Below are 12,970 nucleotides of genomic sequence, written 5' to 3' on the forward strand. Positions count from 1 at the left end.
CGCGCTTCTCTGGCTTAACACCTCAGCGCATCAGCTGGTGCGACCGGTTTGAGCTGGTGCCCGCCCGGCCATGATGCAGTTGGCAGCGGGCGCGCCAAGCCCACCCAAGGCTAACGCTTTGCAGTCGAATATCAGCGGTGCATGACACGCTGGTCCTGTTTTCTATCGAACAGGCGCAAACGAGTCCGTCTATGGGGAAGCTCCCGATGTCGGGTTTGCAACACAGTCTGGTCGGGCTTGCCGACAAAGCTATGTGCTTCCAATTCCGCTAGTTTTTGCGATTGCACGCGGCTGGCACGGTCGTTGCTAAACTCCTGGCCGAGCACTGTCGCGCTAACTCTCAAAGGTAATCAGCATGAGCTTCGCTACGACCGAAAGCATTGAAGAGATCAAGGCTCGCAATAAGGAACTCATCCAGGAGGTGCTGACGGTCTATCCTGACAAGACTGCAAAACGGCGCGCCAAGCATCTGAACGTTCATGAGGCAGGGAAGGCGGATTGCGGAGTTAAGTCAAATCTCAAATCCATCCCCGGCGTGATGACGATCCGCGGCTGCGCCTATGCAGGCTCCAAGGGCGTGGTCTGGGGGCCGATCAAGGACATGATACACATCAGCCACGGTCCGGTGGGGTGCGGCCAGTACTCTTGGGGGTCGCGGCGCAACTACTACGCTGGCACGACCGGTATCGATACGTTCGTGACCTTGCAGTTCACGTCCGACTTCCAGGAAAAGGATATCGTGTTCGGCGGCGACAAGAAGCTCGTCAAACTCATCGACGAGCTCCAGGAGCTGTTCCCGCTCAACAACGGCATCACCATCCAGTCGGAATGCCCGATCGGCCTGATCGGCGACGACATCGAGGCAGTATCCAAGGCCAAGTCGAAAGAATATGGCGGCAAGACGATCGTGCCGGTTCGCTGCGAGGGGTTCCGCGGCGTCTCGCAGTCGCTCGGGCACCATATCGCCAACGATGCCGTGCGCGATTGGGTCTTCGACAGGCTCACGCCCGAGAAGTCGTCCCGCTTCGAGCCGACGCCCTACGACGTTGCGATCATCGGAGATTACAACATCGGCGGTGATGCCTGGTCGTCTCGGATCCTGCTGGAGGAAATGGGGCTGCGCGTCATCGCCCAGTGGTCCGGAGATGGGTCGCTGGCCGAACTCGAGGCCACACCCAAGGCGAAGCTCAACATACTGCATTGCTACCGCTCGATGAACTACATCTCCCGTCACATGGAGGAGAAGTTCGGCATTCCATGGTGCGAATACAATTTCTTCGGTCCCACAAAAATCGCGGAGTCACTTCGCAGGATAGCGGGCTATTTCGACGACAGGATCAAGGAAGGAGCCGAGCGGGTGATTGCGAAATACCAGCCGCTTGTTGATGCGGTGGTCGCAAAATACCGCCCCCGCCTGGAAGGCAAGACCGTGATGCTGTTCGTTGGTGGATTGCGTCCACGCCATGTGATCGGAGCCTACGAGGACCTCGGCATGGAAGTCGTCGGCACGGGCTATGAGTTTGGCCACAACGATGACTATCAGCGAACCGCCCAGCATTACGTCAAGGACGGCACGCTCATCTACGATGATGTCAATGGCTATGAGTTCGAGCGCTTCGTCGAGAAGATGCAGCCCGACCTGGTCGGCTCGGGCATCAAGGAAAAATATGTGTTCCAGAAGATGGGTGTGCCGTTCCGGCAGATGCACTCCTGGGACTATTCGGGTCCGTATCACGGTTATGACGGCTTTCCGATCTTCGCGCGCGACATGGACATGGCCATCAACTCGCCAGTCTGGAGGAAGACCAAGGCGCCTTGGAAGGCTGTCGCAGAACCGAGGCTCATGGCTGCGGAATAGGCGGCCTCTCCGCCTCTCTTCAGAGGCGTCGAGCCGACATTGACCACGATATCAAAAGGATTCCCACGAAATGGCGCAGAATGCAGAACACGTGCTCGATCATGTCGAGCTGTTCCGCGGTCCGGAATACCAGCAAATGCTGGCCAACAAGAAGAAGATGTTCGAGAACGCTCGAGATCCCGCGGAGGTCGAACGCATCAGGGAATGGTCGAAGACGCCCGAATATCGCGAAAAGAACTTTGCGCGGGAAGCTCTGACGATAAACCCGGCCAAGGCTTGCCAGCCGCTTGGCGCGGTCTTCGCCTCCGTCGGATTCGAGGGCACGCTGCCCTTCGTGCACGGCTCCCAGGGCTGCGTCGCCTATTACCGCAGCCATCTGTCGCGGCACTTCAAGGAGCCGAGTTCCTGCGTCTCCTCGTCGATGACGGAAGATGCCGCAGTCTTCGGCGGCCTGAACAACATGGCCGATGGGCTCGCCAACAGCTATAACATGTACAAGCCCAAGATGATCGCGGTCTCCACGACCTGCATGGCGGAGGTAATCGGGGACGACCTCAACGCCTTCATCAAGACCTCCAAGGAGAGAGGATCGGTCCCGCAGCATTTCGATGTGCCGTTCGCGCACACGCCAGCCTTCGTCGGCAGCCACATTACGGGCTATGATAATGCGCTGAAGGGTATCCTAGAGCATTTCTGGGACGGCAAAGCCGGAACAGCACCGAAGCTCGATCGCACCCCCAACGAGAAGATCAACTTTATCGGCGGCTTTGACGGCTTCACTGTTGGCAATACCCGTGAAATCAAGCGCATCTTCGACTTGATGGATGTCCAGTACACTATCCTCGCTGATAATTCCGATGTGTTCGATACGCCGACCGACGGCGAATTCAGGATGTATGACGGCGGCACCACATTGGAAGACGCCGCGAACGCGGTTCACGCCAAGGCGACGCTCTCTGCGCAGCAATGGTGCACGGAAAAGACGCTTGCGTTCATCGCCGGCCATGGCCAGGAGGTCCTGGCGTTCAATCATCCGGTCGGCGTCTCCGCGACCGACGAGCTCCTCATGGCGTTATCGCGCATCACCGGCAAGGAAATCCCCGAGGCGCTGGCGCGAGAGCGCGGCCGCCTGGTGGACGCGATGGCCGACTCCAGCGCGCATATCCATGGCAAGAAATTCGCGATCTACGGCGATCCAGACCTATGTTATGGGCTAACTGCCTTCCTGCTCGAACTGGGCGCCGAACCGGTCCATGTGCTGTCCACGAACGGCAACAAGGCCTGGCACGATAAAATGCAGGCGTTGTTTGCGAGCTCGCCCTTTGGCCAGAACTGCCATGCCTATCCGGGGCGAGACCTCTGGCACATGCGCTCGCTGCTCTTCACGGAGCCGGTCGATTTCCTGATCGGCAACACGCATGGCAAATATCTGGAGCGCGATACCGGCACCCCGCTGATCCGCATCGGTTTCCCCATTTTTGATCGGCATCACCATCACCGCTCTCCGGTGTGGGGCTATCAAGGCGGCATGAACGTTTTGGTGAAGATCCTCGACAAGATATTCGACGAGATCGACAAGAAGACCAGCGTGGCGGGCACCGACTATAGCTTTGACATCATTCGTTGATGACGAACGACGCGAAGCCATCGCCAGCAGACATCGGCGATGGCTGAGCGAAGAAGGGGCCGCTTTTTCACATAATCGCGATTGAGAGGAGAGACCGATGAGTTCGCTTTCGGCCAGAATCCTGGACGTCTTCAACGAGCCGGGCTGCGCCAAAAACGCCGACAAGTCGGAGGCTGACCGCAAGAAGGGCTGCACCAAGCAACCTAAGCCGGGCAGCGCGGCCGGCGGTTGCGCCTTCGACGGCGCCAAGATCGCGCTGCAGCCCTTTACCGACGTGGCCCATCTGGTGCATGGACCCATCGCCTGTGAGGGCAATTCCTGGGACAACCGCGGTGCAGTTTCGTCCGGTGCCAGCATCTGGCGCACCGGCTTCACCACTGACATGAACGAAACCGATATCGTGTTCGGCGGCGAGAAGCGACTTTACAAGGCAATCAGGGAGATCTTGGAGAAATACAATCCGGCGGCTATCTTTGTCTATCAGACCTGCATTCCTGCCATGATCGGCGACGACATCAATGCCGTCTGCAAGGCGGCTTCTCGGAAGCTCGGCAAGCCTGTAATTCCGGTCAATTCGCCAGGCTTCGTAGGTTCGAAAAATCTCGGCAACAAGCTTGCGGGGCAAGCATTGCTTGATCATGTCATCGGCACCGAAGAGCCGGACTACACCACGCCCTGCGACATTAACCTGATCGGCGAATACAACCTGTCGGGCGAATTGTGGCAGGTCAAGCCGCTGTTGGACGAGCTGGGCATCCGCATCCTCTCCTGCATTTCCGGGGATGGCAAATATCGTGAAGTTGCCTCATCGCATCGGGCGCGCGCCGCCATGCTGGTATGTTCGAAGTCGATGATCAATGTCGCGCGCAAAATGCAGGAGCGCTACGGCATCCCGTTCTTCGAAGGCTCGTTCTACGGTATCCAGGACTCCAGCGATGCCCTGCGCAACATTGCACGCGTCTTGGTCGCGCGCGGGGCCCCGGAAGATCTGATCGGCCGTACCGAGGTGGTCATAGCGCGGGAGGAGGCGCGCGCGTGGGCCGCAATCGGATCCTACAGGTGCCGCCTGGCCGGAAAGAGAGCACTCCTCATCACAGGTGGCGTGAAATCCTGGTCCGTGCTGGCCGCATTGCAGGAGGCCGGCCTTGAGCTGGTTGGCACCAGCGTCAAAAAATCCACAAAAGACGACAAGGAGCGCATCAAGCAGCGAATGGGGCAGGACGCCCATATGATCGACGACATGGCGCCACGCGACATCTACAAGATGCTGAAGGGAGCAAAAGCGGACATCATGCTCTCCGGCGGCAAGTCGCAATTCGTCGCACTGAAGGCGGCGATGCCCTGGCTCGACATCAACCAGGAGCGCTCTCATGCCTATATGGGCTATTTGGGGATCGTGAAGCTGGTCGAGGAGATCGACAAGGCGCTGTTCAACCCGATGTGGGAGCAGCTGCGCCGGCCGGCCCCATGGGACGGGATCGCCAAGGATGGCCACCTCAACGCCATGGTCCTCGCGCAGGCGGATGGGCAGGGGGCCGAGACCCCTGCGCTTTTGGAGGTAAGCCGCCGCGCAAAAAGGGTCTGTCTCTGCAACACGGTTGATCGCGGCACGATCGAAGATGCAATTCGCTTGCACGGTCTGACCAGCGTCGATTCTGTCAGACAACACACCAACGCGTTCGGCGGTTGCTGCAGGAGCCGGATCCAGGACATCCTTAAGGTGATGTCGGTCTCCCAGCCGCCTGCCATGCAGCAGGCCGCGGAATAGGACGGCGCCATGGCTATCGTCAGCACGCGATGCAAGGCCTGCACGGTCAACCCGCTGAAGATGAGCCAGCCCATCGGTGGCGCATTCGCGTTCATGGGCCTGCGCGGGGCGATGCCGGTTCTGCACGGCTCGCAAGGCTGCACTTCGTTTGGGCTCACGCTGTTCGTGCGGCATTTCAAGGAGCCGGTCCCGCTGCAGACCACCGCGATGAGCGAGGTGACAACCGTGCTCGGCGGGTATGAAAATATCGAGCAGGCCATCCTCAACATCCACAATCGAACCAAGGCGGAAATCATCGGGATCTGCTCGACCGGGGTAACGGAAACGAACGGCGACGATATCGACGGTACCATCAAGCTTATCCGCAAGAAGCATCCGCAACTCGCCACATTTCCTTTGGTCCATGTCTCGACGCCCGATTTCAAGGATGCTTTTCAGGACGGCTGGGAAAAGGCAGTGGCGCGCATGGTCGAGGTGCTTGTAAGCGCTCCGACTATCGAGGCAGAGCGCGATCCCGCGCGGGTGAATGTCCTTCCCGGATGTCACCTGACGCCCGCCGACCTCGATGAGGTCAGGACGATTCTGGAGGATTTCGGGCTAAAGCCAAGCTTCCTGCCTGACCTTGCGGGATCGCTGGACGGGCATATCCCCAAGGAGTTTACGTCAACGGCCATCGGCGGCATCGGCATTGAGGAAATTGCCAGCATGGGCCAGTCCGGCTGGACCATTGCCATCGGTGCGCAGATGCGGCGGGCGGCAGAGGCCATGCAGACCAGGACCGGGGTGCCGTTTCGCCTGTTCGAGCGATTGTGCGGCCTCATCCCCAGCGATGAATTCATCGCTTTCTTGAGCGAGATCAGCGGCCGCCCTGTGCCACCAAAGTATCGGCGTCAGCGCGGGCAGCTCGCCGATGCGATGCTGGACGCTCATTTCCATATCGGCGGCCGTAAGCTCGCGATCGGTGCAGAGCCTGACCTCCTGTTTGACCTGTCCAGCATGCTGCACGACATGGGCGCGCAGGTCACGGCGGCTGTGACGACCACGCCCTCGCCGGTGCTGGAGCGGATAAGGACCGACGAGGTGCTGATCGGCGATCTCGAGGACCTCGAAGAGCGAGCTCGGAGACAGAATTGCGATCTGTTGATCACGCATTCGCACGGCCGCCAAGCGGCGGCACGGCTGAAGATCCCGTTTCATCGCGCGGGATTTCCGATGTTCGACCGCGTTGGCGCAGGACACCAGCTGTCCGTTGGGTATCGCGGCACGCGCGATTTGATCTTCCAGATCGCCAACCTTCTCATCGCCGACCGCGAGGAAAATCATCAGCCCTGCCCCAATAGCTGGCGGACCTCAACGCCGCCTCTCAAGTCCGGACGCAGCTACACCGACGCAACAGAGAGCTCGATTGCATGAAAGTCGCATTCGCTACCCAGGACCTGAGGCGCGTCGATGCGCATTTCGGCTGGGCCAAGAACATTGTCATCTACGATGTCGGGCCGGACGGGCACGTCTTTCTGAAGGCGGTGCAGTTCGACGGCGATCTCAGGGAAGACGGCAACGAGGATAAGCTCGCGCCCAAGATCGAGGCGATCAGGGATTGCGCCATCCTCTATGTCGTTGCCATCGGCGGCTCCGGTGCGGCGCGGGTGGTGGCGAATAAAATCCACCCCATCAAGGTGGACAAGCCCGAGAACATCCTCGATCTGCTCGTGAAGCTCCAACGGATGCTGAAGGGCACGCCGCCCCCCTGGATCCGCAAGGCCCTGGCGAAGGCCGGGGAGCGCACGTTCGATTTCGAGGAATGAGGGTCACATGACTGAGGCCGCCAAAGCGAGGCAACCCGATACTGCTCTCGATGCGCCGTTCGTCAAGCAGCTGGTCAAGATCTGGCGCGCTGAGGACAGCCATGGGACATGGGAGGGCAAGCGCGATCTCGACTTGCTCGAGCCCTATATCTTGGACAAGGACAAGCGGCACGCGCTGCCGATCGTGGGCGATCCAGATCCAGACACGGTATGGCGCGTCGAGTTGTTCTTCAATGCGGTCGCGCTCTCGATCGAGAAGGCAACCGGCGTGATGATCCAGCCGATGCTGAAGATGCATCATGAAGGCTTTGGCCGCATGGTGCTGATCGGAGGCCGCCTGATCGCAGTTAACAAACAGCTGCGCGATGTGCATCGCTTCGGGTTCGAAAATCTTGCGAAGCTCGCCGCCGAGGGTGACAAATATGTCGCAGACGGGATCGGGATGATCCAGAAGTTTCCGGACGCGGCGAATTACTGAGGGCGGGACATGAGCGAACTTGAAAGGCTGAAGGCAGACATCAAGAAGCTGTCAGCCAAGGCGACGCAGGCCAAGATGGATCTGCACGACCTGTCAGAGGAGCTCCCGCTCAACTGGCACTCGATCATGGCGGTGGCGCAAAGAGCACATGAAGCGTTTGCCGAGCTCGAGAAAAAGCGCGAGGATCTCAAAGCGCAGGAAAGGGCCTAAGGGTATACAAGCATGTCATTTGCAACGCGCGACGGCCGCGGCTGGATGCCCGATTATCTCGTCTCGATCGATTCCGGAAAATGCATCGGATGCGGACGCTGCTTCAAGGTCTGTGGTCGCCATGTCATGATATTGAAAGGGATCAACGAGGAGGGCGATCTTGTTGAGCTTGACAGCGACGAGGACGATGAGATCGAAAAGAAAATCATGGTGATGAATGATGAGGGTGCCTGTATCGGCTGCGGCGCCTGCGCCCGGGTCTGTCCGACCAGCTGCCAGACTCACGCGGCCGCCGCGGCAGAAGGGGCTTGACGGCCGGCTCCGTTCGTCTGTGGAGGACAAGGACGGACGCTCGGTGCGGAGCCGTGGTCGAAAGAATTTCGGCGGCTGCAAATTCATGCTGCGTGTTCGGTGGCGCAATTTGGCGAAAGCCGCGGACAGTAGCTAGGCCCGCTTCGATGAGCATCCGAACACACGAACATGCCCGTCTCCCTTGACGGAGACCTGATGACGATGTCCGGTCCGTAAAGGTACGCTCACTTCATGTTGGAGCGATCAATGTTCGGGCGAGAAGGCTGGCCAGGACTTGCCCCAAGGAAGGGTTTGCTAAGCGCATGGGACAATGGATGGTATCTCCGCGCGCGGCGTGGATGGCATCACCGCCGTGGTCCTCGTGCCGCCGCATTTAGGAGCGGGACCACTCGATGCTCGGACTGAAGCTCGCGGTGGCCTGGCGACGGCGGAGTCCTTGCGCAGCTCGCGCTCAGAACTCGGCAGTTGCCCCTGGCGTGGTACTCGCGGCAGAATCCACCAACGGACTTAGAAGAATACGGATGTCGACACCAAGACGTTCAGGGCATGTCCGGTTTGGCGTGTGTAGGTAATGGCTGTCGGATTATTGATGTATAGCAGGCCCAGGGTTGCATAAACCCCTGGCGCCAGCCGTGCGGTGTATCTTCCCCGGATCGCCGTGCTATCGCGATGGACGAGATCGCCTCTAGCCAGGGCCGCATCGACTGCAAAATGGCTCCAAGCGATGTTGGTGGCAGCAATGGCAATCTGATCACCGGGCCGGCTGCTAAATAGTCCTTTCGCATAAAGACGAAGCTCGAGATAGCGGCTGACCTTGTTGACGTCAGACGGAGCGTACATGGCGGAGAACCCACCATAGATCCCCCGAGCTGGCGAGCCCTGGGCATCAGATTGCCAAAACTGCCTGTCCACGGCCACGTAATAAGCGCTGTTTGCGTTGGCTCTCGGTTGGATCGGATATGCCAAGTGCGGATAGCGGCTGTCGTTGAAACCGATTCCGGCCCGCAACCAGGTCTCGGGCGATCCCACAGCCGCCTTGTTCTTATATCCAAATTCATCAAGCAACAAAATGCCGGCATTGGCCGTGCGCCAGTTCAAGCCGGTGGGATTTTCGGTCATGTGCACCAATTGTCCATCCGGACTGAGCGATCGCTGGATCGAAATCTTGGTGTAGAGGCGGTCGTCAAGATTGTACTTCACGTTGAGAGCCGGCGTCGGCGCGGAATTGTTGCTCATTCCAGCTTGGGACAAGATGATTGGCGTCGGCCCGAACGGATTCATTCCCAAGAATTCGTCATGATTTCGGAGGTAACCCATCTTGAGTTCGAGCTTCCTGTCGAAGAACGTCTGGTAATAGGCGATTGTATTGATTCCCACCCGATCTGGCCCCGCAGGCTTCCAGGTCCAATATTGTTGCTCGGCCCCTACGGTTATCTGACCATCAGGAATTCCAAATCGGCCGAGATCGTAGGTCACGATCATGGAATTTACCGTACTGAATGTCGGACTCTCGCCGATATACCGCTGATTGAACGTGGTGCTCTTGGATGCATTCGGCATTCGGTTATCAATCAAGCTGTTTTGTGTCCAGCCCACATAGCCGATCCCGAGATCCGCCAGCGCAGATCTAACCCCAACCTTGTCCTGATCGATCGTATCCGCAGGCCCGGGTATATTGAGCCAAATGCCTTTCTCACGCAGGTTATCGAACTTCGCGAAGGGGTCTATCTTCTCTGGGGGCCTGGTCGTAGCAGCTTTGTCCGGACGATCGTGCCTCGACGCAGGGGCATTGATCGGTTGAGCCGCCGCCGAGCGGCCGGCGAGAGGCGCTGTTCGTTTGAGCTGATGGCTTCGGACACTGATGGTCGCGCCGCTCTGCTTTTGAATTGCTGGTCCAGGAGCCTCATCCGGCGCCTCGCTCCGGGTGTTTGATGTTTTCTCAGCTCCTTCCAAGGCCGTGCTGCAGACAAGACTCGCCGCACAGGATACGGCGACGGCAAGCCCGGTTTGCGACATAGTTGATCGAGTGCTGAAGACCGGAGCCGCAGCCGAGCGAGTGCGAACCGTCATCGCCACGCTCGCATGCGACGTGAGTTTCCCCTCCTTGTTGCTGGCCTTGATAAAGTGTGCGCCGACCAGATTGGTCCGTAGCTCACGCGCAACGCCCGGAAGCTGCTGCGTCAGAAAGCGCGACATGGACGTCCATGAGCAAGGGGAGATCGCGGTCGGAGATGAGATCATCGCTGCAGGCGCCGGGACTGGACATTGTTCAATGCCGACAGCGGACCACGCTCGTGGATGCTGTAAGAGCAAACGAGCGGAAGAGACTGCGTCGGCGGGATCTTTGACGTCTCTGGGGAGCCTTAAGCGACCTAAGCGGACGGCTCCTTGGCGGCCTTTATGCGCATCGAGCTCAATCGACCATCCGTGCTGACGGGCACCTCGCCAGCGACGGTGGCACGGCGAACGACACGACGCTGGTCGCCGTAATCCCTGACCGCATAATGTTGCGTGGCGCGGTTGTCCCAGATCGCCACATCGCCCACCTTCCAACTCCACCGCACGGTGTTTTCGGGCGCGGTGATATGGCACTGGAAAAGGGTGAATAGCTTCTGGCCGTCATATTTCGGGATGCCAACCAAGCGTTGCACCACATCGCCGAGCACCAGCGCGCGTTCTCCGGTTTCGGGATGGACACGCACGACGGGATGCTCGGTCTCATACACCGTCCTGGCGAACACCTCGTCGAGATGCTTTTTGTCGGCCTCGCTGTTGGCCATGACGGAGTAGTCGAACGCATTGCTGTGAACCGCCCAGAGTTCGTCGGCAAGCCGTTGCAGCGGCGCGGAGAGGTCCAGATAGGCGGCCGCGGTGTTTGACCAGATCGTATCGCCGCCAAATTGTGGGATCACAACGCCTCGCAGGACCGCGATTTTAGGATAAGCCTCGAAGAAGGTCCCGTCGCTGTGCCAGAGGTCGGCTCGGCGAGGGGGGCGCGCGGAATCAAGCTCGATCATCGATACCGTTCCCTCGATGGCACCGAGTATCGGATACGCCATAAGCGTTCCGAAACGAAGGGCAAGGCGCTCCTGCTCTGCGTTGTCGAGATGGCCCTGATCGCGAAAGAAGAGAACCTTGTGCTCGAGCAGCAGGCTGTTGATCGCGGTAATCGTCTCCGCCGGCAAATCGCCCGACAGCTTGATGTTCCTGATTTCAGCGCCGATCCGCGCCGCGCGCTTTGCGATGTCGGCTTGCGGAATGATACTGTCGATCGAGGATATCTTGGTCATGCTGTCATTCTCCTGAAAGCGCATCTGTTCGCAAAACCAACCTTTTGGGCTGGGACGCGAATGAGTAAGTCGCAGAATCGGACGGCACATGCAGCGTTATCAATTGCCGCTGCGAATGGACCCGTTGCTGCGCGTTTCACGCGATAACAACGAGACCACGATCGACCTGCACGACGTCTCATTTTCTCATTTTCCGGCCGTTTGACATGCCCGGTCACCTCGGACAATTACAAAGACTGGTAGTTGACCTAGGCCTATCCACGTTCATGCGAGATTGACGAGGGAATGCTGCGCGTCAGACCCCTTGTATCCCCATGGGTCATGTCTCAGCAGCCGTGGCGGTAGAAGAGCTGAGGATCTAATTGTATTGCGTCGCCGCTGGTGTTTGACGATGTGCGATTGGCGCAAGTAGCGATACAGTGCGCCATTCTCAGCAATATGGTCGTCGCTACGTGCGTGTGGAGCGAGTACCACGAGCAAGCATTGCTGACACCAAGGGTGTATCTCGATTCCGTGCCGTTCCTTGGCGAGAAGGTCAAATGCATGCAGCGGTGAGCCGGATCATGCAGACGCCGCACAAAGAATGGCAGATCCAGCTTTTGATGGTCCGGATGTCTTTCTGGCCCCGGCCGTTGGATGATGTACAACACCAGCCAAAGCGACGTCGGTTCGGAGCGTAATGGGTGCGACTTGCGACAATGCGGGTTGTTGGCACGCCACAACCGGCCGCTTGTGCGAGCGAAATCGAATTGCGATGTGGTTTCTATTGGGTGGCGACGTGGCCCATACCGCCGCTCGCGAACGACGCCCGATACAACTGAGAATAAAAAGCCCGCACGGCGGAGCCCCGTGCGGGCCTTCCTGGAATCGGTCAATCTGGTTACCTCCGCCAGTCTGGACCGATCCAAGCTCGCTGGGACGAAAGGCCTGCAAAGCTGGACTTCATCAGGCGGTGCAGCAGTTCTGCATCTTCCTGTCCCCGAGACCGAGAGGCTAGCTGGGGACGGGCGGCGATTTAGCTGGCCGCCTGACAATGCGCTTTAGAGTATGAGATGGAGCGGATGAATTGGCTCCCATGACAGGATTGGATCGGTGAGGCGGCTGAGAATGGACCACGCCAGCTTCGCAAATGGGGTGCGCTGGCGACTCTCGCTGTTCGGTTCTTGGCTGAATAGTCCCATGACCGTGTCTCGCTCGTGATGGGACGTCGAATTCAACCCGCCGTGAGCTTCGAAGTCGCGCGGCTTTGTGGCCGCACCTTCGCATCGAGCGATCAGGAGGAGCGCCTCGATCTCCAGCGGCTTGGTGGCGTAATGCTTGGCTGCAGTCATGAGAATGATCCCTCTACCTAAGACAATGCCTCCGTTTCGGTGGCGCGATACGCGATGCAAATTGCTTGCCGAATGAAATGTGGTGCTTGACCGGCGAATCCAAAAATGGCGCGCAGGGTATTGCGACGCCTCGTAAGCCCGTCGCTAGGAAACCTACAGCGTACCCTGCGGTATTCGAGGTGAGAAAGAGAGAAGCGTACGCATTGTGACATGCGAGGAGAATTTGCACGGCCGCCTCTTGTCTGAAAGGGTTGAGGACTTTCAGAATCTGACCCTCAGACTAGAGGCGTT

At 58.9% G+C, this 12,970-nt stretch carries 11 protein-coding genes; 8 read left to right on the forward strand and 3 right to left on the reverse strand.

The annotated features are described in order from the left end of the window. Positions 1 to 355 precede the first annotated feature (355 nt). From nifD to fdxB, 8 genes are all read left to right on the forward strand, one after another. Positions 356 to 1,858 (forward strand): nitrogenase molybdenum-iron protein alpha chain, encoded by a 1,503-nt coding sequence (nifD, locus tag YUA_RS0135115; protein ID WP_027534868.1) that lies wholly within the window; start codon positions 356 to 358, stop codon positions 1,856 to 1,858. A gap of 70 nt (positions 1,859 to 1,928) precedes the next feature. Then, positions 1,929 to 3,485, forward strand: coding sequence for a nitrogenase molybdenum-iron protein subunit beta (nifK, locus tag YUA_RS0135120; protein WP_027534869.1), 1,557 nt, complete (start codon positions 1,929 to 1,931; stop codon positions 3,483 to 3,485). Between the two features lie 97 nt (positions 3,486 to 3,582). Next, complete coding sequence (nifE, locus tag YUA_RS0135125; RefSeq protein WP_027534870.1) at positions 3,583 to 5,253, forward strand: nitrogenase iron-molybdenum cofactor biosynthesis protein NifE; 1,671 nt, start codon at positions 3,583 to 3,585, stop codon at positions 5,251 to 5,253. 9 nt (positions 5,254 to 5,262) lie between these two features. Then, a complete protein-coding gene (gene nifN / locus YUA_RS0135130; protein WP_027534871.1) occupies positions 5,263 to 6,666 on the forward strand; it encodes a nitrogenase iron-molybdenum cofactor biosynthesis protein NifN in 1,404 nt (467 codons plus the stop codon). Next, the gene (gene nifX, locus YUA_RS0135135) at positions 6,663 to 7,058 is read left to right on the forward strand and encodes a nitrogen fixation protein NifX (RefSeq protein ID WP_027534872.1); all 396 of its coding nucleotides are present in this window, start codon (positions 6,663 to 6,665) and stop codon (positions 7,056 to 7,058) included. The genes nifN and nifX overlap by 4 nt, the downstream gene beginning before the upstream one ends. Before the next feature lie 7 nt (positions 7,059 to 7,065). Further along, complete coding sequence (locus YUA_RS0135140; RefSeq protein ID WP_027534873.1) at positions 7,066 to 7,536, forward strand: NifX-associated nitrogen fixation protein; 471 nt, start codon at positions 7,066 to 7,068, stop codon at positions 7,534 to 7,536. A gap of 9 nt (positions 7,537 to 7,545) precedes the next feature. Continuing rightward, positions 7,546 to 7,746, forward strand: a complete 201-nt coding sequence (locus YUA_RS0135145; RefSeq protein WP_027534874.1) for a CCE_0567 family metalloprotein — start codon at positions 7,546 to 7,548, stop codon at positions 7,744 to 7,746. Positions 7,747 to 7,758: 12 nt separating this feature from the next. Then, positions 7,759 to 8,058 (forward strand): ferredoxin III, nif-specific, encoded by a 300-nt coding sequence (fdxB, locus tag YUA_RS0135150; protein WP_027534875.1) that lies wholly within the window; start codon positions 7,759 to 7,761, stop codon positions 8,056 to 8,058. Between the two features lie 507 nt (positions 8,059 to 8,565). On the opposite strand, the gene YUA_RS0135155 is transcribed toward fdxB, so the two are convergent. The 3 genes from YUA_RS0135155 to YUA_RS0135175 all read right to left on the reverse strand — a co-directional run bounded on the left by YUA_RS0135155 (position 8,566) and on the right by YUA_RS0135175 (position 12,679). Continuing rightward, the gene (locus YUA_RS0135155) at positions 8,566 to 10,254 is read right to left on the reverse strand and encodes a carbohydrate porin (protein WP_245285339.1); all 1,689 of its coding nucleotides are present in this window, start codon (positions 10,252 to 10,254) and stop codon (positions 8,566 to 8,568) included. A gap of 176 nt (positions 10,255 to 10,430) precedes the next feature. Then, complete coding sequence (locus YUA_RS0135160; protein ID WP_027534877.1) at positions 10,431 to 11,348, reverse strand: TauD/TfdA family dioxygenase; 918 nt, start codon at positions 11,346 to 11,348, stop codon at positions 10,431 to 10,433. 1,040 nt (positions 11,349 to 12,388) lie between these two features. After that, positions 12,389 to 12,679, reverse strand: a complete 291-nt coding sequence (locus YUA_RS0135175) for a hypothetical protein (protein WP_027534878.1) — start codon at positions 12,677 to 12,679, stop codon at positions 12,389 to 12,391. Positions 12,680 to 12,970: the final 291 nt, after the last annotated feature.

This window comes from Bradyrhizobium sp. WSM3983, assembly GCF_000473045.1.
Taxonomy (GTDB): Bacteria; Pseudomonadota; Alphaproteobacteria; order Rhizobiales; family Xanthobacteraceae; genus Bradyrhizobium.

Coding starts and splice junctions, on each gene's coding strand:
- nifD (WP_027534868.1), top strand. CDS start 356: ATGAGCTTCGCTACGACCGAAAGCATTGAAGAGATCAAGGCTCGCAAT.
- nifK (WP_027534869.1), top strand. CDS start 1,929: ATGGCGCAGAATGCAGAACACGTGCTCGATCATGTCGAGCTGTTCCGC.
- nifE (WP_027534870.1), top strand. CDS start 3,583: ATGAGTTCGCTTTCGGCCAGAATCCTGGACGTCTTCAACGAGCCGGGC.
- nifN (WP_027534871.1), top strand. CDS start 5,263: ATGGCTATCGTCAGCACGCGATGCAAGGCCTGCACGGTCAACCCGCTG.
- nifX (WP_027534872.1), top strand. CDS start 6,663: ATGAAAGTCGCATTCGCTACCCAGGACCTGAGGCGCGTCGATGCGCAT.
- YUA_RS0135140 (WP_027534873.1), top strand. CDS start 7,066: ATGACTGAGGCCGCCAAAGCGAGGCAACCCGATACTGCTCTCGATGCG.
- YUA_RS0135145 (WP_027534874.1), top strand. CDS start 7,546: ATGAGCGAACTTGAAAGGCTGAAGGCAGACATCAAGAAGCTGTCAGCC.
- fdxB (WP_027534875.1), top strand. CDS start 7,759: ATGTCATTTGCAACGCGCGACGGCCGCGGCTGGATGCCCGATTATCTC.
- YUA_RS0135155 (WP_245285339.1), bottom strand. CDS start 10,254: ATGTCGCGCTTTCTGACGCAGCAGCTTCCGGGCGTTGCGCGTGAGCTA.
- YUA_RS0135160 (WP_027534877.1), bottom strand. CDS start 11,348: ATGACCAAGATATCCTCGATCGACAGTATCATTCCGCAAGCCGACATC.
- YUA_RS0135175 (WP_027534878.1), bottom strand. CDS start 12,679: ATGACTGCAGCCAAGCATTACGCCACCAAGCCGCTGGAGATCGAGGCG.